The organism is Paenibacillus sp. FSL M8-0334, assembly GCF_038000405.1.
Lineage (GTDB): Bacteria > Bacillota > Bacilli > Paenibacillales > Paenibacillaceae > Paenibacillus_AQ > Paenibacillus_AQ campinasensis.
Genome location: NZ_JBBOCH010000002.1, coordinates 1,770,140 through 1,793,294 on the forward strand (window position 1 = coordinate 1,770,140; position 23,155 = coordinate 1,793,294).

The window sequence follows — 23,155 nt, forward strand, 5'->3', positions numbered from 1 at the left end:
CTATACGCTAGCTGTTTGAGCGATGCTGATGCTGTTTGCGGTACTGACCGGGCGTCAACCCAGTTTCTTTCTTGAATTTCCGGATGAAATTTGGTGCATCCAAGTAACCGACCTGTTCGATAATTTCCTTGAGCGGAGCGCTCGTAGTTACAAGCAGGCGAATCACTTCTTCCATGCGGCGTTTCCAGATATACTGCGAGAAGCTGATCCCGGTCTTATCTTTAAAACTGCGGCTCAAGTAAGAAGTCGAAACGGAAAATTTTAAAGCAACATGCTCCAGGCTAAGCGTATAATCGGCAAACTGCTGATCTACATAATCCACAATATCCTCAATCAGCGCCGGGGCGGCTTGCTCATGATTCCGCTCAACCGTCTGACAAATATCCGCTGTCAATGACAACAGCTTGTCCTCGAATTCCTCGAGCGTCTCAAACGAGGTATAATCCGAGATATGGTTGAACACCTTGTTCATGCCGATCTCGGAGGCGGTTCGAAGCAGGGCGTTCAAGAGATCAAAGCAGATACAGCGCATCAGTTGAATCTGCAACGGTTCGCTCCGGATCGTGTCCATCATCTCGGTGATCATCTGTACAGCCACCGATTCATTGCCCTGTTTAAGGCTCTGCTCCAATTTGAGCAACGACTTTCTGGGAAGCCATAATCCTTCGGCGACCGGATAATTCTGCTCTGCCAACTGGTCGAAATAAGTAATTCGGCTGCTGCCGACCATCCGATGCTCCAGCGCTGTAGCCGCTTCAATGAATGATTGGTTGAGCTGCGCGAGATCCTGGTAGGCTGTCCCTACCCCGATGCTTGGGTCAAGTCGGGTGTTTTCAGAGATGAGAGCCTGAATCGCACGAATGATTTGCTCTATCCGGAATTTAAGCGAGGATTCACCAGGGTCCGGAATCGAAATGATCAGCGCCAATTGATTGTCTGTGGAAAATTCCACCCCATAAATATGTACACTCAGCCCGGGCAGTTCAACATGGCCTAGAATCTCCTGCAGTTGCTGGCGGTCATCCAGCGCTTCCCCGGCTTCATCATCTTCCCACGACAGAATGACAGAGAAATAAATGCCCTGTTCTTTCGGATATTCCAGTCCAGCCCCCGTAATCATACGCTCGATTTCAGGATCATCCGGCTTGCCGTGCTTGAGCAGTAATAGCATGCACTGGTTTCGCACAAAAGGCTCCTGCATATCAATGCGGGCGCTATAGTCGTGAATGGTCTGACGAATCCATTCCCATTCATTGCGCGTTTTCGGTTCTGAAGCATCGCCAACCTTCAGCTTGGCGAACTCCATCAGATCCTTGATTGGATGATATTGTCGTCTAGCCAGTACAAAGGCCGCAAGCACACCAGTCACGACAGCGATTCCGAACACCAGCAGTATCAGAGTCTGAACGTGCGCGACACGGCTGAAGAACTGGTAGCTTGGCATAATGGTCATGTAAGTCCAACCATTATCACGGGATTTCACCGATACAACCGAGTACATTTCATGGTCCAAGGAGAGGTTGTGAATGCCGGCATCAAGCGCAGCAAGTGTTCCGAGATGCTCTTGAGACAGAGTGACGCCGTGGTTGTTGGCGGTCAGCACTTCACTATTTTGATTGAAAATAAAGCTGCTTCCAGTAAAATCGCTAAGGATGGAGTCCATCACACCGGTAAGGTTGGATTCTTTCACAAGATATATGACGCTACCATAAGGATATGGATCATTCGGTTTAATCGGTGCAATAACCGTCAGCATCGTCTCGTGGAGCGAGTTGTTGATCGTCACTTTTTCCGCTGGTCGTATGAGCATCTGATTCGTGTTATTCAGCGCAAGCACGATATCATTCAATCTCCAGTTCTCGTATCGATAGAAAGAATCGAACGCAATGTCAACATTCGTCAGACCGCGATGGGAGTAAATGACCGGATCGTCATGAAAGTACAGAAAAATGTCCTCGATAATGCTGCTATTGGCCTTGTAATTGTTTAATGTTTGAATCGCTTCAACTCTGTGATAAGAATCGCGGACCATATAAGGGGTTAGCCGCCGATCATATGCGATTCTGCCAGCTATCTCCTGAAGCTCTTCCATACGGGAGTCAATCGTGGTCTTGACCTGATTTAATTGGTTGATGTTGGATTGTTCGATTTCGGAACGCAAGTCTTTGACAGCGCTATCATAAACAAAAATCGTTACCCCCGTCAGAGGAATCAGGAAAATCAAAATATAAGAGAGCGCGTACCTTAGGAGCAGTTTCGACTTGAAGTGATTCCAGTTCATTCGGAAACCGGATAGGATGAATGATTTGAGCTTCTGAATTGTCATTTGGATGAACCCCCCATTGCCATTCTTTCTTGTCTTGTGTTCATCAAATGTCAACAACCAACATTTGCTGTTCCAAAGATTATATCATTATAATGATTGGATTTGGTGAAAATCTAGGGAAGAAACTGAGAATTTTTATTGTGCCGCCTCTACCAAAACCGAGTGAATCTCATTGTAGTAAATTAACAGCGTTCACCGATCCTGTCTGCTGTACTTATTGCCATCTGTTACCTTTGCACCATTATCCCTCTCGATCAGGGGTGAGGTTGGTGACGAAGGATAGGCGTATTGAAGAGTCGCTGACTGTGATTGTTAAGAGGGAAGGGGAACGAGAGAGAACAAGCTTGCTTCGAATAAAACAACTAATAAATTGGTTTTTTCTACAAATATGAATTGAAACAAGAACATTCGTTTGGTATAATAGAAACAAAAGAAGAACGTATGTTCCTGATTTTTCTAGAATTCGATATGTTTATAAAGGAATAATGTGCGAAAATTTATAATTTTTGGGGGAATCGGATATGACCATCCATACCGGGACGGGACTTCAACCATTCTATAGCCGTTATCAGAGCGAGCAAGACTGCATGGAGGCGTTGATTGCCATGAAGTGGCCAAGCGGGTTTGTCTGCCCGCGCTGTGATCACACCGGGTGCAGCCGTCTGAACTCCCGGCGTGTTCCCTTGTTCGAGTGTGGACGCTGCAAACATCAGACATCGGCTTTGGTGGGCACGATTTTTGAAGGTACTCGGGTGCCCTTACTCAAGTGGTTCATGGCTCTGGATTTGTTTCTGCTCCCGGACGGCATCTCCGCAATGCGGCTTTGTCAAGTGATCGAGGTCACTTACAAGACAGCGTGGTTAATGCTGCACAAGATTCGCTATGCTGTTGGGGAGTTCGATGCCCGGGAGCTGCTTTATGGTGACGTTAAGGTGAACAGCGATCAGTATGGGCGTAATCCCTCCCGAGTCACGGTTTCGCACCCGCATGCCTCAGCGGTCGTAGCTGGCTGCACGGTCACAGAGTCCGGTGAACCGCAGCAGGTTAGATTCCGCTTAGTGCCGCAGAAGCGAGGAAGCGATACAAGAGCTGCGCGTCGCGATCTAACCGCGTTCATTAGCGAGCACGTGGATAGCCATTCATCAGACGTGGAGCTGTTCTCTCAAGCTTTTCGGTTGTATGCGCCTTTGCGGAACATAGTGAGAGAGACATGGAAATCACTAAAAAGCACTTATGGCGCGCTGGGGCAGAAACATCTGCAGGCGTATTTGAATGAGTTCACGGCCCGTCGACAGCTGCACTTGTCCAAACTGGAGAAAACGATGGGGCAGATATTGCTGCAGAAGTGTATGGTGATTCCTAGGATTTCGTACCACCAACTGATTGGACATCGTCCGATTCAACCCCTTGCAGCTGTTGCCTGATATGAGTGTGGGAACGGTAAGAGTCATAGAGATGATACGGATCACCTGGATGGTGAGCGTGCATCTGAATAGTGCGAGTGCAGGCTTTGCTGGAGATGGAAGGGGGAGTGCTGCAAATTCCCTATCTTTTGATCTGATTTGGATTGCGTCGCTGATCTGTTGTGCTTTGATTACTCGTGCATCGATTTCTTGTTCTAAGATCTCGTAAAAGCTTCCCCTGATGCTCGTATTTCTGTTTCTGTGTTACCTGATCCAAAGGGATAATGATGCAAAGCAACTGCGAGACGAATGTGAATCTCCCCCCTCCAAAAAATGCTCAGTCTTCCTGGTCGAGAAGTTCGGTCTTAAGCTGATTACATCGGCTGAGGAAGACATGAATGCGATGTTGGCATTGTCATAATTATTTACGTTTAGTCATATTGTGATCACACATCTCCATCTTTTAATGGTAAAATTAAGGTACGGGTTTGTCAGAATACAGTTCAAGGCAGCCAATCGAATTGATTGCGGCTGCTTTTTTGTTGCTCGGAGGTAAATAAAATGAGGATTCAAGAGCGCTTGAGGGCGGATTGTGAACAATGTATCGGCTTTTGTTGTGTAGCTTTACGTTTTACTACCTTAGATGGTTTTCCGATGGATAAGAATGCAGGACAGCCCTGCGTGCTTAGGCCTCGGATTTGTCCAGCAGCATCTTTCTGACGCAGAATCAGATTAATGCCGCCAAGGGAGATAACCACACCAAGTTACCTGCGTCGCTTGAGCGGCCAAAACACTGGAACCAAATGAATGATCCTACGTAAAATTTCATAACAATGGAAAAAGCAGTGAACCGTTGCAAATAGGCTAGTCGGGAGGTGGCGGTAGAAATCTCTGTAAAAAGTGACTATGGTACGTGACATGACATGATCGGTGACCAGTGACAGATGACATGCCAGTGTGGATCATGAGCATCGTTTCAATCAAAACCTATCTTTTTGAGCAAAAGCAGGCATTTAATCCCATTTTTCGAGTAAAATGCAAAGAAAATTATGGATAGTCATGTTATAATTTGCTAACAAAACTGAACATGAAAGCGTGGTTGAAACGATGGGTGAAGATGGTGATGAGTGTTGGTTGAGCCGAAGTTCAAAAATTTTATTCTTCTGATCGCGGTGGTAATTGTAGCAAACATCCTGGTGTGGTCCAGAGGGTTCCTCGGGGTGTCCTTCTCGTCGGAAAGTCCATTAGTTGTTGCTTTCGGGGCCGCATTTCTGGCAGGGAGTTTCATAGCGTTGATCTATGGAAGTTATACATACCTTTTCAAGCCCAAGCCTGTTGTGAAAACCAAAAAAGAGGTAGTGACCCACGAAGATTACGTTGATGCCATGAAAAGCTACGGTTCGATCCAGGTTCTGAGAAATGATGTGGATCTGGCTTTAAACCAGCTGGAGCGGATGAAGAACCGCAAAATGAAGCTGCTTGAGGTGCTGGAGCAGAGATTCGATGCCTCCGAATTGAGCTACAAAAAGTTCTATTCTGTGGTACACGCAGTGGAGGATCTGTTCTACAAAAATATCAAAAGCATACTCAACAAACTTGGCGTATTCAGCGTATCGGATTTTGCCGCTATTGCCGATCTGAAAAAGAATAAAAAACTGTCCGCCAAAATTATCGAGGAAAAGATGCAGGTGTACAACGAGTATCTTCAGTTTGTCAACGACTCGCTCAACACCAATGAGGAGATCTTGTTGAAGCTCGACAAGCTTCTGCTCGAGATTGCACGTCTGGGGAGCCTTGATTTGGAAAGCATCGAGAATATGTCGTGCATGAAAGAAATCGATGCGCTCATTAAGCAAACGAAACTGTATAAAGACTGAGAGGGGTCATGAAATGTCTGGTAAGGGGAGAGTAGTCGGCGGACTTGCCGCCATTGTTGTTGTCGTATTCATCGCTGTCTATTTCGGGATTAGCGCAACCTCCAATCTCGGAAGCGGTCAGCCCCTCACACCTGAGGAAGCAGCCAAACGGCTGGATAAGCTGTACAGTAAAATTAACGTTAGAACGGCCCAGCCTGTCATGGGGCAGATTGATCTAAATCCGGTAGATGTAGCCGAATCGCTGCCAGACATCGAGAAGTTCCCGGTTTCGGTTAGGAACAGCACTCCGCAATTTGTGGAGATCTTCTCTTCAACAGAGAAATCCGGCTCAGGCGTGGACGGGTGGTTGAATGAGGTGGCGACTGATTTCAACAAAGCAAATATATCCGTGAATGGAAAGCCTGCATCGGTCATGATTCGCAGCATCGCGTCCGGAACGGCGACGGATTACATCAAGTCCGGTAAATATGTACCGGATGCCTTTACACCTTCCAATGAACTGTGGATGGAGATGATTAAAGCAGGCGGCATCAAGACCGAACGCATCTCCGAAAGCCTGAACGGCAACGTGCCCGGCATCGTCATCGAGAAGGGCAAACACGATGAGCTGAAAAGCAAATACGGAGAAATTAACATAAACACTGTGCTGGAAGCTATTTCAGCGAATGAACTGGCCATGGGCTATACCGATCCATTTGCAAGTTCGACAGGACTGAATTTCCTGATTACGGCGCTTAGCGTATTTGACAGTGATAATCTGCTGAGCAATCAAGCTGTGGAAGGGTTCGAGCAATTCCAGGCGAATGTGCCTTTCATCGCGTCGACGACGCTGCAAATGAGGGAAGCTGCTGAATCCGGACGTTTGAACGCTTTTGTTCTTGAGTATCAAACCTATTTCAATGAAGCGGGCATTCGTTCGGCTTATGAGTTCGTTCCGTTTGGTGTCAGACATGACAGTCCGTTGTACGCCCTTGGCGATGTATCCGCCGACAAGAAAGAGATTATGAAGAAATTCGCCGAATTCGCAGCGCAAGACAAGTATCAAAACAGCGCAAGTAAATACGGTTTTAACCAACTGGCAGATTACAAGTCAGAAGCGAACGCAGTGGATGGCGGCGTCATTACGAGAGCGCAGAAGCTGTGGAAAGACAAGAAAAATGCGGGCATGCCAATCGCGGCGGTGTTCGTGACCGATGTGTCGGGCAGTATGCACGGCGAGCCTATGACACGCCTGAAAGAATCGCTGATTCAGGGCCAGAAATATTTGGGCGCCCAGAACAGCATCGGTCTGGTGTCTTATTCGGATGATGTTACAATCAACCTTCCGATCGCCAAATACGATACGAACCAGCAGTCACTCTTCGTCGGTGCGGCTGAAAGCCTGACTCCGGAAGGGAATACGGCGACGTTCGACGGCATTGTCGTCGCGATCAAGATGCTGGAAGAGGAAATGGCTGTGAATCCCAATACGAAACCGCTCATATTTGTACTGAGTGACGGCGAGACAAATCGGGGCAACTCCCTCAAGCAGGTGCAAGGGTTGATTGAGGCCTATCGCATTCCAATCTATACGATCGGCTACAATGCGAATATTGATGCGCTTCAGAAAATTTCAAGCATTAATGAAGCTGCCAACATCAATGCGGACACCGATGATGTTGTTTATAAAATTGGACAGTTGCTGAACGTGCAAATGTAACGCATGTCAAACCAAAAGCTAAGGGAGGCGTAATTATGGCATTTACAATGAGTGTTCCTAATGAGAATGAGATCAAGACGGTTCTGGAAGAACAGGTCGCTCCGGTTAATGAAGAAGTACAGCAGCTGATGACGCAGGCTGAGACAAACGTAAAGTCCTTGATGAACATTGACCTGGATTCGCTTGAACAGCGCCGCGGCATTCTAACGAGCATTGACGCTTTCGGGATGGAGACGATGCGCCAATCATCGGATAAAAACTCCCTGCTCAAAGTAACGGTCGGCAAGCTGTCGAAGAGCGGTGATGAAGGCGGGCCGGTTGCGAAAGGACTCACCGAGCTTCATCTCCATCTGAAGGATCTGGACCCGAGCGGCATCGATTTTCTCAAGACCGGTTTCCTGGGCAAGCTCTTCAATCCGGTTCGTGCTTACTTTGTGAAGTTCAAGAAAGCCGATGAAGTGATCTCCGAGATTGTTGAAACGCTGGATAAAGGCAAGGCAACGCTGAGAAACGATAATACGACGCTGGAGATTGAACAACAATTCCTGCGTGATCTGACCAAGCAGCTGCAGAAAGAAATTCAGCTAGGCATGTTCATGGATGAGCATATTGAGCGGGAATTAACGCTGGAGGAAGAACGCGGCGGGGATGCTGAGAAAATTCGTTTTGTAAGAGAAGAGATTCTGTTCCCGCTCCGCCAGCGTCTAATGGATATGCAGCAAATGCTGGCAGTCAATCAACAGGGATATCTGGCGTTTGAAGTGTTAATCCGCAACAACAAGGAATTGATTCGCGGTGTCGATCGGGCCAAGACGGTTACGGTATCCGCACTGCGCGTGGCAGTAACGGTGGCCAGTGCGCTGTACAATCAGAAGATTGTGCTGGATAAAATTGAAGCACTGAACAAAACGACGAACACTTTCATTGAAGGCACGGCGAAGATGCTGAAGTCGCAAGGGGTTGCCATTCAGAAACAAGCGATTGAGAGCAGCGTGTCGGTCGACGTGCTGAAAAAGGCCTTTGATGATACGTTCGAGGCCATGGAAGCAATCAGCACCTTCAAGCAGCAAGCATTGCCGAAGATGCGCGAGACAATTGAGCAGTTCAGAAACCTGGCGGACAGCGGCGAAGAACAAATTATTCGTCTTGAAAAAGGAAAGAAGATCGCAGGCTAACATTTAGTTGGGGATAACCCGATTAAGCTTTACGCAGACTGATCATGAAGTTGCGTATTGTATAACCTGATAGTATAACCTGATGAAAAGTGCCGAGCCGATGCGCTCGCGAATTTCATCAGGTTTTTTTGTTGTGTATTGCCGACTCCGATAGCTTACTTTTGTAATTCCGGCTATTTCGGGCACAGAGAATATGTGCTTTAAAAGGAATAATTTAGAGGACAACTTCTCATAATACGGTGTAAGCATATGGAGGGACTGTCATGATGAGCCGACTACTGAAAAAAATGAGGAAGCATAGCAATTCAAGCAGCAGCACAGTGCAGGCGAAGGACAATATGCCGGTTGAGATAAGTGCATCACTTCAGGAGTGTGTAGAGGCACTAAGTCAGAGAATGGGGAACAGTTCGGATTTTGTAATCAGAACCATATCGGGAAACGATGTTTTGCCGGAATTGGCTGTATGTTATATCGAAGGGTTTATTGATGTTAATCAGCTGAATCAGATTAGCGAGTCATGGCTGACTGTATCCATGGAAGCCGACGGATTGCCCGATATTCCAGCTCTGATGAAAAAGGTGGTGCCAGGAGGCGAACTCAAGCAATTACATACCGTCGATGCTGTGATTTCAACCGTATTGGATGGGAAAGCCGTCCTATTAATTGACGGTTTAACAAGTTCGTTCTCAGCTTCCATAACAAGTTTAGAAAAGCGATCTATCGAGGAGCCAAGCTCACAAACCGTCATTCGGGGACCAAAGGACGGGTTCACTGAAGATATTTCCACGAATCTGTCACTCGTCCGAAGAAGACTTCGAACACCTGACTTACGGGTACAAACACTGGTTATCGGCAAGTATACCAATACGAAAGTGATATTGACCTATATTGAAGGAATCGCGGATCAGAAAATTGTCCAGGAGATCACCTCCCGGCTGCAATCGATTACAACAGATAGTGTACTAGAAAGCGGCTATATCGAGGAGTTTATTCAAGATAAAACGGGCTCTCCATTTCCTACGTTGCTCAACACCGAACGACCCGATGCTGTAGCAGGCAGCTTGCTGGAAGGGCAAGTTGCCATTCTCGTGGACGGCACTCCGTTTGTGTTGCTCGCTCCGGTCACTTTTTTCAGATTTCTCCAATCGAGTGAGGACTATTATCAACGATATGACCTCACTACTTTTTTACGTGTTATCCGGCTGTTCTCTTTCATTGTATCTCTGCTGTTACCGTCACTCTATATCGCCATTTCAACCTTTCATCAGGAGATGATTCCGACCACGTTATTAATCAGCCTCGCGGCACAAAGGGAAGGCGCTCCGATGCCTGCGCTGGTTGAAGCGATCATGATGGAGCTGACCTTCGAAATTATCCGCGAAGCCGGCGTCCGAATGCCGAGGGTCATTGGGCCCGCAATCTCCATTGTGGGCGCATTGGTCATCGGGCAGGCAGCCGTGCAGGCGGGACTTGTCTCAGGCGCGATGGTTATTGTGGTATCTTTTACAGCGATTGCGAACTTTGCAATCCCGGCATTCAGCATGGCGGCAGCGATCCGCATCATTCGTTTTGTGTTGATGCTGTTTGCTGGAACGCTCGGGTTATACGGCATTTTGGCGGGCATCATTCCAATCTATGTTCACTTGGTTTCCTTGACTTCGTTCGGCGTCCCTTATCTTTCACCCTTCGTTCCGCTGCGCTTCTCGGATATGAGAGACGTGTTTATTCGTGTACCTTGGCCGTTTCTGAAGACAAGACCGGATGATATCAAACCGCACAATCAGGCAAGACAGAAGTAAAGGTTAGAAAAGCTGCCTATATGAAAAAAGGGGTGGTCTATATGCGTAGACTGGCTGTGCTGTATCTCTTCCTTCTCCTGATGGTCATCCTGACAGGCTGCTGGAATCGAACAGAACTGAATGAAATTGGACTTATTTCAGCGCTCGGGATTGACCGGGGCGAAAATGGCTGGATCGTCAGCTATCAGTTAATCAATCATTCAACGATATCATCCAACGCAGCTGGTGGGGGGATGTCAGGGGGGGCAGGCGCTCCGGTGCATGTGTTTTCATCAGAAGGCCCAACCCTTCGGGAAGCGATTGATGTAAGTTATACAGAGACGCCTAGACGATTGTTTTTTCCCCATGCCGATGTGCTTATCCTTGGCAAGGAGGCAGCCAGTAAAGGAATAAGGGACATTATCGACTTCTACTGGAGAAATCCGAACTTGCGGGAGAATGTCAATGTGTTGGTAACGAATGGACTGGCGAGTGAAATGTTAAAGCAGCTTATTCCACCGGAACGATTGCCGGGCTCAGCGATTGCCAACATTTCCAGGCAGACGGCTAAGTTCAACAACAACTATCCTTCCATCAAGATGTTTGAGTTAACGCGAAGTCTTGTTTCTGAGTCCCATGCAGCAGGTGTTCCTCAGATTGAATTAGTGGAGGAGTTCTCATCAAATAAAGTGGAATCTATGGATCAATTAAATAAAACCTCTACGCCTACAAAGCTTAGAATAACAGGATTGGCGGCGTTTCAAAAGGACCGCTGGATCGGATTGTTAACACAGGATGAGAGCTTTGGTATATCGTGGCTGACGGACAAAGTCCAATTCAGCACCTTATCCTTTCCTTGTCCAGGTGAAAACGAACCGGGGCTGCTATCCTATCAGACGAATGCGGCCAATACGAAGGTAAAGCTTATGAAGGAAGGCGATGAATATACGTTTAAAGTCTCGGTTGATGTAAAGGGAAGGGTCACGGAGACTTCCTGTCCGACTGATCTGTCCAATTTGTCCAACCTCCATGCTGCAGAGAAAGAAATTCAAGAGGTGATTAAACAACATATGCTGCAAGGCTGGGAAGCCTGCAAAAGATTGCATGTCGACCTGCCTCACTTTGCCGATTATATTCATCGCAAATATCCGGAGGAATGGAGTCAAATGAAGGAACGCTGGGAAACAGAAGGAATACCGTCCACGAGGCTTGTGCTGCAGGTAACGGCTTCCATCAGTCAGACGGGGATGTCTCAGAAAGCTTTTGAACCGGACGAAAACTAGCCATGCTCTTTGTTGAAATGGATGTTTGAACAAGAAAGGAATCCGGACATGAAACAATCCATAAGAATTACCGAGCTGGTATGTTACCTTGCCGTATTTGAAGTCGGAAGCACAACGTTGTTCTTTCTAGGGGCGGATGCCGGGCGAGATGCATGGTTGGCTATGAGTGTGGCCGCCTTGATCGGTTTGTTTCTGTTAATGATGTATCTTCTCATTCACCGCACCCATCCGGAGCTCGATTTATATGGCGTCTGCAGAAAACAATTCGGCAAAGTTATCGGGACGGTGGTTAACTTAGCCTTTGTAGGTTATTTTACATACGAGGCCTCCCGTAATCTAAGAGATCTAGGGGAGCTTACGATATTGACCCTGTTGGATCGTACGCCGCTGATGGCGATCATCTTGATCACGTTAATTGTAGTAGCAAATACGGTAAGGTATGGACCGTATGTCGTTATTTTGACGTGCGCAGGTTTTTTGCCCATCATGATTTTGAGTTATTTGACCATCTATACTCTCCTTGTCTCATCCGGGCTAATACGTTACGAGATTATGCTGCCGGTCCTGGAACATGGATTCCAGCCTGTCTGGTCAGCAGCCGTACCCGAAATTGTGTCTTTTCCGTTTGGCCAAACCTTATTATTTATGCTCTTCTTTCCTTTAGTTAAGAAAAAGAGGAAATTAGGAAGAAGTGTGATCATCACCTACCTGATTACAGCAATTTGCCTGATCCTGATAAACCAGATCAATGTCCTTGTCCTAGGTCCGACACGGGCAATCAATAGTACTCTACCGCTGCTGCAGGTGGTTCAGCTTATCGAAATTGCAGAAACCTTCGAACGTTTTGACGTGTTATTTGTCTTCGTATTAGTGCTCGGCCTGGGCTCGAAAATGGCTGCGTTTTTTATGGGGGCTGTGATGGGGCTCCATAAAATAACAGGGTGGTCCTATAAAATGTGGACGGTGGTCGTAAGCGTATGCTTATATGCGATCGCTTTTATATCCCCCAACTACCCTCACCATATATGGCTTGGGATAAAGGTCGTTGTAACTTATGTAACGCCTTTTTTTCAAGTCGTACTTCCACTGATCCTGCTGGTTGTTATCGGAATCCGGCGCAAGTGGGGAAAGCAGCAATCTTGAAATAATGCAACCTTGCAACGGTTCATTCGTACATAACAAGAAATCGGAAGGAAATCGCTAGGCTTCCTTATCATGATGAATTTATGATCGAAGCTTAAAGCGGTTATGGACAGAAGGGATGGATGACGATGACAAGGAAAACGATATCTTTATTTGCACTGGCTTGTCTGACTGTAATCATTACGGGGCCTTTTGGTGCATTTATGGCCTATCAGAAAGCGCAACCTCCAGGCACATTTATTCATAAAGTGATAGAGCCCGGCGATTCGTTCTCGCCAACCAGTGCTTCCCGAACGGTAGCTGTGTGGGCGATCCCTTCGGATGTACAAGTGGATGCGGTAAACTGCACGTTAGATGGGGAGCAGATCCAGCTGGATCAAGAGCGGTCGGTCACTGACATTAACGGAACGGAGGCCGTTCTTCTATTTACGAATCGTGGGGATTATTCCGTATTTGATCGCGTCGTGTGCGCCGGGGGAGGGATAGAGGAAATCCGGATGTCGGCCAGACTTTCTGAGTCCAACTCGCGAATAATGATGGGGATGTCCCTAGGTGCGATTCCGATTGTGGCTGCGCTTGGATACTTCTTGTTTAAACGGGGATACCGCTGGCCGCTGGATAAATCCGAATAACATATAACAGCATCGCTCCCCGCAATCCAGGATTCAAAACAGCAATACCTGAATTTTTCAAGGTATGACCTTAATTTTTAGAATGGAATAATAAGGTAAATTTTGATAAATTACTTATTGTAATCGTTTACAATAAAGAAGTAGAAAGGAGGTATGACCGTTCGCAGCAGCCTTGCTGAATGCTGAACAGCATCCTAGTCAGACGGGTGACAATCGATTTAAAGAGGAGGAAGGAATTCATGAAGACGAGAAAGAAAACGAGATGGTATATTGCCGTACTGCTTTGTTTTGTGCTGTTGTTGCCCGCAGGAGGTGCGCATGCCGCAACCACGATCACTTCTAACGAGATTGGGACGCATGACGGTTATGATTATGAATTTTGGAAGGACAGCGGCGGTTCCGGCAGCATGACACTGAACAGCGGCGGTACGTTCAGCGCCCAGTGGAGCAACATCAACAACATCCTGTTCCGCAAGGGCAAAAAGTTCAACGAGACACAAACCCATCAGCAAATCGGGAACATGTCGATCACCTATGGCGCGAACTTCCAGCCGAACGGTAATGCGTACTTGACCGTATACGGCTGGACGGTGGATCCGCTCGTTGAATTTTACATTGTCGACAGCTGGGGAACATACCGTCCGACAGGCACCCATAAAGGAACCATTAACGTGGATGGCGGCACGTACGATATTTATGAGACGACCCGGGTGAACCAGCCATCCATTAAAGGAACGGCGACGTTCAAGCAGTATTGGAGTGTCCGGACGTCGAAGCGAACGAGCGGCACGATCTCGGTCAGCGAGCATTTCAGAGCCTGGGAAAGCCGCGGCATGCCGATGGGGAAAATGTATGAAGTTGCCATGACGGTAGAGGGCTATCAGAGCAGCGGAAGCGCGAATGTGTACAGCAATACATTGACCATCGGCGGGGGCAACCCGGGCGGTGGTAATCCGGGAGGAGGCACGAACCCGGGAACGGTGACGAGAGTCGAAGCTGAGAGCATGACCAAAAGCGGGCAGTACACAGGTAATATCAGCTCGCCGTTCAATGGTGTGGCCCTGTACGCCAACAACGATTCGGTCAAGTATACGCAGTATTTTGCCACAAGCACGCATAGTTTCTCGCTGCGAGGAGCGTCAAACAATGCTAACATGGCCCGAGTCGATCTGAAGATCGGCGGTCAGACGAAAGGCACCTTCTACTTTGGCGGAAGTTATCCCGCGGTCTATACACTTAACAATGTGAGTCATGGCACCGGCAATCAGGAGATTGAGCTGATTGTTACGGCGGATGACGGGACTTGGGACGCTTTCATTGACTATTTGGAGATCCGCTGACCTATCGGTCTATCGCACATGACAACATCAAGCGGTAGCTCTCGATCATACGGGGTGCTGTAGGGGGAGGGCTGTCTCCACAAGGGCGGCCAACTCTGGTTAAGTGGAAGCTGAATATGAACAATAATGATTTCATCCCGGCGGGGGATTCTCTGCCGGGATTTTTTTGATATGATCAACCTGGAGCATGGAACTATTCATGAACTGCCAACGTTTAACCGTAAGAACCTACAATCAGGATGAGATGAAGGGAGAGAGAAGAACTATTGAGGAAGCCACGATGGAGCCAGCTTCTGACTGCAGTCACGACCGTGGTCTTGGCCACCTTACTGATCGCCGGTTGCACAGGAAAGAGCGATCCGGAAGAAACGGCAGTCCAGCCGACGCCAGGAGCAGCAGGGACAGCGCAACAGCAGGAAGAGGAGCCTCCCGTGCCTACAGGCATCGTTAATCAGGCGAATGAAACGATGAAGAATGAAGGCGCGGAAGAGACCGAGCCGGTCCATCAGACGCCTGATGACACCGTTCGACCTGTTCTGGTCAAGGGCGATATTGTCCAACTGGAAACTTCTGTGGAACACGAGACGGTCTCCTTTGAGGGAAGGGAATATGAGTTAGAGCCGTACGGGCTGAGTTTCGCCATTCGCACCACGATGGGAGAGCCTTCGGTTGAGGGTGGAACCGTCACGTTTACAACCGACCTGTCCGGAGAAGCCACCGTCACGTATGAGGTGCTGGAGCATACGACGTTGGACGAAGCAGCGGCCAAGGAGCTGCAGCAGCATGAGCGTGCGTTTAACGATGAGTTTATTGATATTGCATCGGAAAATGGTCTTAAGGGGAAACAGAATCAATATGCAGACAGTGACGTATTTTCCGGGGTGATCTTCTACGCATTTGATCAGCATATTGTTCGGATCGGCTACCGATCCGATATGGCTGCTGTGGACGCGATGGCACGCATCATCAACGAAACGATGGCGTCGGTGAAGACAAGGGACTAGCCATCGGCGCAGTCTGCCTCTTCCTTCGGCGTGCATGAACTGCTGTCAAGATTGACAACATAAGGGAGTGGTATACATCTCAATTCCAGAGGAGGAAGCACGTATGGCTCACCAGAAGAGAAGAAGAGAGGCGGCCTGGAAGTCACGCAAGCAAGAGCAGCATCCCCATGGAAAAATCAAATCGTTAGAGGAATTATCGAACGAATAGGTTGAGAAGTATACTGCTTGGATCGACGGGTAACACGAAGAACAAGCTCCTGCGGCGACTATGCCGTCAGGAGCTTGTTTGCGCTGTCTAGCGAATCTTATCCTTCACTTGTTTCAGCGTTGCCACGATAAGGAAGCTGACAATGACAAGCAGGAGCCACGAGCTGACTTTGCCCAGGTGGACGAGACTCCAGGCTTCGGTCTGGTTAGGGTACTCCCAGGCTCCGAAGAAGGTGGCAATATTCTCGGCAATCCAAATGAAGAATCCGATGAGTACAAAAGAAAGCGCTAGCGGCATCCGGTAACGCGTGCCGTTCACCTCATAAGCGACCCAGGATCGCCAGAACACGATAAGGACCAGCGCCGACAGCCACCAGCGAATATCCACCCAGAAATGATGGGTGAAGAAGTTTAAATATATGGCAGCCGCCAGGGTCACCACGATCCAAAACGGCGGCCAGCAGATCAGCTCCACCTGCAAGCGCCGCCAGGCCTGGCACAGATAGCTGGCTACGCTGGCATACATAAACCCGCTGTATAGAGGCACCCCGAATATTTTTACATATCCTTCTTCCGGATACGACCAAGAGCCCATATGCACCTTGAACACCTCAAGCACAAGACCGATCAGGTGAAACAGTGTAATCACCTTGAGTTCATCCCGGGTCTCTAGCCCGGAGCGCAGCATCCACCATTGCATCAGAAGGCAGATGACAAGCAGCCAGTCATAGCGAGGCAGCAAGGGGAGGGAGATGAGCTGGGTGAGAGCCAGTGAGGCAAAGATGACGACCGGGAACACGCAGGATAACGCCTGCTCCCAGCCGAATCGAACCAGTTGCCGGATCGCTCTCATGACTTATTCGTCCGGCCCGGCGGCATCAGAATTTGCATCGCTTCGGTATTCCATAATATCACCAGGCTGACAATCCAGCGCTTCACATATCGCCTCCAAGGTGGAGAAGCGGATCGCCTTGGCTTTCCCGTTCTTCAATATGGAAAGATTCGCCATTGTGATTCCGACGCGCTCAGACAGCTCGGTCACGCTCATTTTCCTTTTGGCCAGCATGACATCAATGTTAATAATAATCGCCATCTCGATTCACCTCATACTGTTAAATCGTTCTCGGATTTTATATCGATGGCATTTTGGAGCAGCTTTTGGAGCAGTGCAGCAAAGGCAGCAATGACAAAAGAAGCAAAAACGATAATTATGCCAATCGCCAAAAGCCCTGGGGCGTCATCCATGTCCGCCATGAAAAATAAAAACGGCAAAATCACGGCATACAATCCGCTGATGGATAACCCGCAATATTTGATCGTTCTCAATGCCCGCACCGACAAGTCGGAAAACGCTTCGTTCCTGTCGATATAATTAAGCAGCTTATAGGCCTGGACTAGCGCCACGAAGAACGGGATCGCGGAGATATACATCCCGGCCAACACCGGATACAGCCAGTATGCCGGAAAATAGGCCGCTGCGTCTTTCATGATGGAAGGCAATCCCCACACACATAGCAACGCAATCGGGGTTCCAATAAGAAACACAGTCAGTTTCAAAAAAAGCGTTTCTCGCTTCATTACAAGCACCTCACTCGGTCGTTTTCGCTTCTTACTGTAGCATGATATTTATCGTTTATCAATAAATATATATTGATTGTTATGATATTATTGTTGTTTTGTTGACATAGGAGGATACCAGATTATTGAGGGGATATTCGTCGATTGCGAATGGATTGCTGGTGGAGGGGGGATCATCCCATAAGAAGCCGACCATGAAAAAGCCGTCACGATGACGGCTTTTCATGGCGATGGAGGAGGGCAGAAGAGTGGAACCTTACCGCGCTGGCTGGTTTCGAGCGCCCCATTCACATAACTGTTCCAGCACGGGCAGCAACGTCTCGGCCTTCTCGGTGAGCCGATACTCCACCTTGGGCGGCACTTGCGGATATTCGGTCCGCTTCACCAGACCGTCCGCTTCGAGCTCCTTCAGTTGGGAACTCAGCGTTCTATAGGTGATCGTTCCCAGACGTCTTTTCATTTCATTAAATCGAACGGGCTGCTGTTCTGCCAGGAGATAAAGAATCAGCATTTTCCATTTACCCCCAATCAGAGACAACGTATAGCCAAACGGCGTTTCTTGAATATTGCCGTCACCTTTATAGTCCGCCAAACTCATCTTTACACTATCCTTTCGGGTAGTACCTATCATTAATGTGCGTACTACTTTTTTAGTTGTGCTCAGTTTATACTAGCCTTACTTTGAAGTAAAGGAGAGAATCTGATGGCTAATGTTAAAACTTATAACCATGATCTATGGGATCATGGCATCTCGCAAGGGTACAGTGTGAACGGCAACATCTACATTTCGGGGCAATTTTCTCACGATCAGGAAGGTGCGTTTGTTGGCGAGGGAGATATCGAGCTGCAAACCCGGCAGACGCTGGATAATTTGGATCGCGTGCTGGCGGAGTTTGGTGTCACGAAATCCAATCTCGCTTATGTGGAAATTTATTTGACCCATGCCGAGGAGCATTTCGACCCTGTGATCCGGCTCTTTAAAGAGTACGTAGGAGAGCACCGTCCGGCTGGAAGCCTCATCGGCGTGACGTACCTCGCGTCCCCAGAGCAATGGGTCGAAATCCGTGCGGTCGCCCATACAGACTGATCCAAGGGTCGAAGGAGTAGCCGGAGAACGAGGCACTGATCGTATGTTAGTGATCATTAGAAAGAGTGTTCCTATGACCAACGGAAGTGGCCATAGGAACACTCTTTGTTTCGCTATAGATGTTGTAGGGGACAATCTGGCGAGGTCTATGAGTGAAGCATCCGCAGGAAGCCGGTGGCGGGCGGGTGTTTAATTGGCTTTCATGCCTACGCGGCGGACCTTCGACGTGATGTTGTAATCGAACGTAACCGTTTTGTAGATCTCTCGCCATTGCTCGGCTGTCTTGACATGGGTATTCCAGTAAGACGGTTTGTGAGCCCGGAGCAACTCGCCAAAACCAAATATATCGGATTCTTGCTGCTGTGTTTTCTCCACCAGTCCCTCTACAAGTTCTGTGATCGCTCTCTCGTTCTCTCGGCCGATCTCTTCCAGAATGGCCGAAGAATCGATCGGGACGATATCTTCGTTCTTCTCTTCCAAATTCACTTCTGTCATGGCTGTGATAATAAAATGGGGCCTGCCGTCCCGAATCTCCACCCTCGTGGTGGATTCACGGTTTGTGGCATGGATGGTGACGACCTGCGAATCCCGGATTTGAAGAATCCCGAGGTATCCAGCAGGGCTGATGCCTTTAATAACCAAATATCCGGCGATTTCAAACGGCTTGGTTACCCCGACCATTTGCGCCCCTTTAAAAAAGGCCATCCCGCTGATCTGGACGTTTTCTCCTTCCATGATCTGAATATAGGGAAGGAAGCCCTCCTGGCCCTTCTTCGATGAGTTGTTCCAAAAGGTTCCGATATAGTTCACCGGGAATTTGCCGTGTCTGACCGCATCGTCAAGTGTAGAAGCGAGATAAAGGGTAGGCACACGCTCTAGCTTGGGCGCAGCTTCCATCAGATCCTTGGCACTGCCCTTGGACACCATCAGCCAGGCCATTCTCCGAACCTCGGGGTTACGATGCAAATAATCATTCAAGTTCTCAAGGCCTCTTCTGGCGAACTGCTCAGAGACGACAATGACACGCAGATGCCCGAAAAAAAGTCTTCCCGATATTTGCTGCTGCAGACTCATCAAGGCATCGTCGAGCGTATGGCCCACAACGTCGAGAACCCAGACGGTATCCTCCGACTTCCCGCCTGTGCCGCCTCCGCCTTCCCCGGGGCCAAGCGGAATTTGCCCGGGCAGGGCGATCTGTACAGACACCCGGATCATATCCTGGGGCGGCACGGGATATTTACCGCGCAGATGGGAGATTTCATCTTCTTGCTGCGCTGCTTCAGGCCCGGCCGTGTCCACGGAAATTCCGAGTACGACCGCGCGTTCTTCCAGCTCCATCCGGTCCCAGCATCCGGTCAGCAAGGAAAGAATGAGCAGAGCGGCGCAGCATCTTCTCATATTGGCGCGAGTGTAAGCATGGTTACTCATGAATTTCCTCCAGTCTCGGTTTGAACCGTGTTGCTCCAGCTAGACAAGCAGTTTGATGATCATCGCACCCGTGAAGGTCAGAATGCCAAGGGAGAGGTTGATCCAGCCCAGGACGGTTGAGGCTTTCTGTTCCTTCTTCATCTCGAACTGACCATAGTTTGTCCTGTCAACTCCGAGATTGAACAACCCTGAAAATATCCAAATGGCGATAGCCATATACAAGTAGCCGCTGTACATTTCTCCGATCATCGTTTCTGGTTCCCCCTTTTTTTGCGCAGCAGTGATACGAGCAACAGCAGGCCCGGGTAAGCGATCGTGAGCGCGACCCCGAACTGGGTAATCAGCGCATTGATCTCATTCAACTGGACCAGGCTTTGCGGCAGCATCGCCAACAAGAACAGGAAAGGCAAAATGAAAAAGGACAGCATCCCGTGATCCTGCAGACGGAACAGCTTGCCGATGGAATAAATCGTGAAATAGTAGCAGGAAAACAAGGAGGTGTACACCGCCGTCACCCAGACTGCGAGAAATACCGCATCCAGGCGTTCGAGGATATTCGCAGGCAGCGAGGTATCCTTTGCTAGCTCGAGGGTTGGCCACAGCAGCTTCTTGGTCTCTTCGGCACCAAAAACGCTAACCGTCGCGCTTACAACCAATACATACAAAATGCTAGTAATCAGCATCGCCAACCAGATGGAACGCATCGCCTTCTTCGGACTGCGCATAGAGGGAATGACCATCATCATGATGAAATATCCCTGGAACATGGTGGAGAGCATGAAGAAGCCTTTGACAATCCCGCTCGGCTCATTTCCCCATAACGGAAGCACGTTGACGACGTCTGCGTTTTTAAGGGACAGAGCGACGATCAGCAAGACGGGAACCAGAATGAACGGAATATAGAACGTGTGAATATAGGCAAAGGTCATTATATTTTTACGCGATGTGAAGGCAGCCAGCAGCAGCATAACGATCACGGTCACTTCCAGCGGCGTATTCCTCAGGACCGCGGTGATGACCACCTCGCCGAACTCTCTAGCGATAAGCGAACTCAGGATGGCAAAGTAGAGAATCCAGATGATGATAATCGTTCTGGCCAGCCCTTTTCCAATCAGCTTCTCGCTGTATTCGATATACGATTCATTGGGAAAACGCATGCCCAGCCATACGATCAGCATGGAGGCCAGGATAGATAGCGCCGCACCCAGCAAAGTGACGAGCGGCGCCCCCGCATCGGCTGCACGAACCGCAGCGAGCGGAAGGGAGAGCACACCGACGCCGACGATGGTGCTGATTGTAATGGCCGAAGCTTGCAAGACGGTAATTTGACGTTGTTGGTCCATACTTATTGCCCCTTTTCTCCATCAGGCTGCACGGGACTTATAATGTCTTCGCTTGCGTGGTTGACTTGGTCTTTCTTTGTATCCCCCAGTCTGGATTGATCGAGCGTGTATAGAAACGATGGCCGGTTTCTCATCTTCCACAGCGGCGCACGTGTCAGCAAGTCCCGCATGCCCTGAAAGTTGCCAGGGACGAAGGGGCTCAGATACGGCACACCGAACGAGCGGAGGGACAGCAGATGGTTCGTAACCAGAATGAGGCCGACCATCACTCCATACAAACCAAATGTGCCGGCCAGTATAATGAGCGGGAAGCGGAGGATGCGAAGCGCAAGGGCCGCATTATAGGCGGGTGTCGCAAACGAACCGATTGTGGTCAGCGCGATGATGACGACCGTAATCGGGCTTGCAAAACCGGCCGCGACCGCCGCTTGTCCAATGACGAGCACACCGACGATGGACAATGCGCCGCCGACCTGCTGCGGCAAGCGAATGGTCGCTTCCCGCAACACTTCCATCGATATTTCGATCACAAGCACTTCGACGACTGCAGGGAAGGGGACGCCTGCGCGTCCGCCCGCTACGGCAACCGCAAATTCGGTAGGAATCAGCTCCGGATTGAACGATATAATAGCTACGTACAGCGAAGGAAATACAAGGGAGAACACAAGCGCCACAAGACGGGAGAGCCGGATGCCGCTCATGAGCAGAAACCGCTCCGTGTAATCCTCGGCCGTCTGGTAGAACTGGCTGAATACGGTCGGAACGATCAGTGCGAGTGGAGAACCGTCTACCAGAATCGCCACCCTGCCCTCCAGAATGTTGGCCACAACTTTGTCAGGACGCTCCGTATATTGAATTTGCGGAAACGGCGACCAGTGGTTGTCTTCGATAAACTGTTCCAAATAACCTGAGTCGAGGATGGCGTCAATCTCAATGGCGGACAGCCGTTTCTTCACTTCTTCGACTATGCCGGGGTTGGTAACGCCTTCCATGAAGCAGATGGCTACCTTGGATTTGGTTCTCGCTCCGATCTCCATCGACTTCACTCGGAAATCGGTCGTTTGCATACGATAACGGAGCAAAGAGATGTTTGTACTAAGCGATTCGATGAATCCCTCGCGTGATCCGCGGATCACTTGCTCCGTAGCCGGCTGTTCGATCGAGCGATGGGATATTTTCCGCGTGTCGAAGATAAAAGCCTCCGGCAGCCCTTCAATGGCAATCACCGTTTGGCCGCGCAGGATGCTGTCCGTGATGATGGAAAGACTGGATTCCGCATACCCCTCACTGTGGTAAAGGGTATCATTGATAAGCGTATCTTTTAGTTGAGAAATCGGAATGTTCTCCACATCGATATGGCGAGGCCCATACTTGAGCGGCTTCAATATCGTATTGTTAATGATAGTATGGTCCGTCATATCGGTGAAGTAATACATCATCGCTTGGAACTGGCCAAATACATGGAATTCATGCGTATTGAAATCGTCATTATCCCCCAGCAGCTTCCGGATGCTGTCGGTCGTTTCCCTGAGGCTGGAGGTGATTGGGCGCTCTTGTTCCTGATTTTTGTTCGCATCCGTGGCGGCATGGTTGTTGTCAGACTTCTGGGAGCCCATCCACTTGGAATATGACATTTGATGATCACTCCCTGGCATCAGAGTATGTTCATCCTAAGTATTTCCACAGTGTGATATTTTTATCAATGATCGCTCGTTAAACCGAGGATTCCTCATGAAAGTCACTGCACATCGCGGGAAAAAGAGAGGTATTTGAGCTATAAGTTATTCGATTCTATGAACCAAGGAAGAAGGGGAGGGGGGCTGTTATTTCTTAAGCAAAAATACCATTCGTA

21 protein-coding genes are annotated in these 23,155 nt (G+C 48.9%); 12 read left to right on the top strand and 9 right to left on the bottom strand.

The window, feature by feature from the left end; translation table 11 throughout:
• Window positions 1-7: 7 nt before the first annotated feature.
• Window positions 8-2,326, bottom strand: a complete 2,319-nt coding sequence (locus MKX64_RS22115) for a helix-turn-helix domain-containing protein (protein ID WP_155618169.1) — start codon at window positions 2,324-2,326, stop codon at window positions 8-10.
• Window positions 2,327-2,847: 521 nt separating this feature from the next.
• On the opposite strand from MKX64_RS22115, the gene MKX64_RS22120 reads away from it, so the two are divergent.
• The 11 genes from MKX64_RS22120 to MKX64_RS22170 all read left to right on the top strand — a co-directional run bounded on the left by MKX64_RS22120 (window position 2,848) and on the right by MKX64_RS22170 (window position 15,868).
• Window positions 2,848-3,750 (top strand): IS1595 family transposase, encoded by a 903-nt coding sequence (locus MKX64_RS22120; protein ID WP_341037428.1) that lies wholly within the window; start codon window positions 2,848-2,850, stop codon window positions 3,748-3,750.
• A 1,271-nt stretch (window positions 3,751-5,021) separates the two neighbouring features.
• Window positions 5,022-5,606: a hypothetical protein gene (locus MKX64_RS22125; protein ID WP_341037430.1), complete on the top strand. Its 585-nt coding sequence runs from the start codon at window positions 5,022-5,024 to the stop codon at window positions 5,604-5,606.
• Window positions 5,607-5,619: 13 nt separating this feature from the next.
• Window positions 5,620-7,305 (top strand): vWA domain-containing protein, encoded by a 1,686-nt coding sequence (locus MKX64_RS22130; protein ID WP_341037432.1) that lies wholly within the window; start codon window positions 5,620-5,622, stop codon window positions 7,303-7,305.
• A 35-nt stretch (window positions 7,306-7,340) separates the two neighbouring features.
• Entirely contained in the window at window positions 7,341-8,480 is a 1,140-nt protein-coding gene (locus tag MKX64_RS22135) for a toxic anion resistance protein (protein ID WP_155618166.1), read from the top strand.
• A 263-nt stretch (window positions 8,481-8,743) separates the two neighbouring features.
• Window positions 8,744-10,279, top strand: a complete 1,536-nt coding sequence (locus MKX64_RS22140) for a spore germination protein (protein WP_155618165.1) — start codon at window positions 8,744-8,746, stop codon at window positions 10,277-10,279.
• 41 nt (window positions 10,280-10,320) lie between these two features.
• On the top strand, window positions 10,321-11,541 hold the full coding sequence (locus tag MKX64_RS22145) for a Ger(x)C family spore germination protein (RefSeq protein WP_196426426.1): 1,221 nt from the start codon (window positions 10,321-10,323) through the stop codon (window positions 11,539-11,541).
• A 48-nt stretch (window positions 11,542-11,589) separates the two neighbouring features.
• Window positions 11,590-12,684: a GerAB/ArcD/ProY family transporter gene (locus MKX64_RS22150; RefSeq protein WP_155618163.1), complete on the top strand. Its 1,095-nt coding sequence runs from the start codon at window positions 11,590-11,592 to the stop codon at window positions 12,682-12,684.
• Window positions 12,685-12,812: 128 nt separating this feature from the next.
• Window positions 12,813-13,316: a hypothetical protein gene (locus MKX64_RS22155; protein ID WP_141235796.1), complete on the top strand. Its 504-nt coding sequence runs from the start codon at window positions 12,813-12,815 to the stop codon at window positions 13,314-13,316.
• Window positions 13,317-13,555: 239 nt separating this feature from the next.
• The gene (locus MKX64_RS22160) at window positions 13,556-14,656 is read left to right on the top strand and encodes a glycoside hydrolase family 11 protein (RefSeq protein ID WP_095397190.1); all 1,101 of its coding nucleotides are present in this window, start codon (window positions 13,556-13,558) and stop codon (window positions 14,654-14,656) included.
• Window positions 14,657-14,922: 266 nt separating this feature from the next.
• A complete protein-coding gene (locus MKX64_RS22165; protein WP_095397189.1) occupies window positions 14,923-15,660 on the top strand; it encodes a hypothetical protein in 738 nt (245 codons plus the stop codon).
• Between the two features lie 103 nt (window positions 15,661-15,763).
• Window positions 15,764-15,868 (top strand): DUF6254 family protein, encoded by a 105-nt coding sequence (locus MKX64_RS22170; RefSeq protein WP_230875711.1) that lies wholly within the window; start codon window positions 15,764-15,766, stop codon window positions 15,866-15,868.
• An 87-nt stretch (window positions 15,869-15,955) separates the two neighbouring features.
• Here MKX64_RS22170 and MKX64_RS22175 read toward each other — a convergent pair whose 3' ends face one another.
• The 4 genes from MKX64_RS22175 to MKX64_RS22190 form a co-directional block, all read right to left on the bottom strand.
• Window positions 15,956-16,720, bottom strand: a complete 765-nt coding sequence (locus MKX64_RS22175; RefSeq protein ID WP_095397188.1) for a DUF817 domain-containing protein — start codon at window positions 16,718-16,720, stop codon at window positions 15,956-15,958.
• A gap of 3 nt (window positions 16,721-16,723) precedes the next feature.
• Entirely contained in the window at window positions 16,724-16,960 is a 237-nt protein-coding gene (locus MKX64_RS22180; protein WP_095397187.1) for a helix-turn-helix domain-containing protein, read from the bottom strand.
• An 11-nt stretch (window positions 16,961-16,971) separates the two neighbouring features.
• The gene (locus tag MKX64_RS22185) at window positions 16,972-17,445 is read right to left on the bottom strand and encodes a DUF2975 domain-containing protein (protein WP_095397186.1); all 474 of its coding nucleotides are present in this window, start codon (window positions 17,443-17,445) and stop codon (window positions 16,972-16,974) included.
• 256 nt (window positions 17,446-17,701) lie between these two features.
• Entirely contained in the window at window positions 17,702-18,043 is a 342-nt protein-coding gene (locus MKX64_RS22190; protein ID WP_095266111.1) for a winged helix-turn-helix transcriptional regulator, read from the bottom strand.
• A 105-nt stretch (window positions 18,044-18,148) separates the two neighbouring features.
• Between MKX64_RS22190 and MKX64_RS22195 the strand changes: the two genes are divergently transcribed.
• Window positions 18,149-18,532, top strand: a complete 384-nt coding sequence (locus MKX64_RS22195) for a RidA family protein (RefSeq protein WP_095266112.1) — start codon at window positions 18,149-18,151, stop codon at window positions 18,530-18,532.
• A 189-nt stretch (window positions 18,533-18,721) separates the two neighbouring features.
• Here MKX64_RS22195 and MKX64_RS22200 read toward each other — a convergent pair whose 3' ends face one another.
• From MKX64_RS22200 to MKX64_RS22215, 4 genes are read right to left on the bottom strand one after another with little or no spacing between them, the layout of a single operon-like run.
• Window positions 18,722-19,960: a Ger(x)C family spore germination protein gene (locus MKX64_RS22200; RefSeq protein ID WP_095397185.1), complete on the bottom strand. Its 1,239-nt coding sequence runs from the start codon at window positions 19,958-19,960 to the stop codon at window positions 18,722-18,724.
• A 39-nt stretch (window positions 19,961-19,999) separates the two neighbouring features.
• Window positions 20,000-20,209 carry a CLC_0170 family protein gene (locus MKX64_RS22205; protein ID WP_095397184.1) on the bottom strand — a complete coding sequence of 70 codons (210 nt, stop codon included), beginning with the start codon at window positions 20,207-20,209 and terminating at the stop codon, window positions 20,000-20,002.
• Window positions 20,206-21,303, bottom strand: coding sequence for a GerAB/ArcD/ProY family transporter (locus tag MKX64_RS22210; protein ID WP_095397183.1), 1,098 nt, complete (start codon window positions 21,301-21,303; stop codon window positions 20,206-20,208). Before MKX64_RS22210 ends, MKX64_RS22205 begins: the two co-directional genes overlap by 4 nt.
• A 2-nt stretch (window positions 21,304-21,305) precedes the next feature.
• Window positions 21,306-22,937, bottom strand: a complete 1,632-nt coding sequence (locus MKX64_RS22215) for a spore germination protein (protein WP_341037442.1) — start codon at window positions 22,935-22,937, stop codon at window positions 21,306-21,308.
• Window positions 22,938-23,155 lie beyond the last annotated feature (218 nt).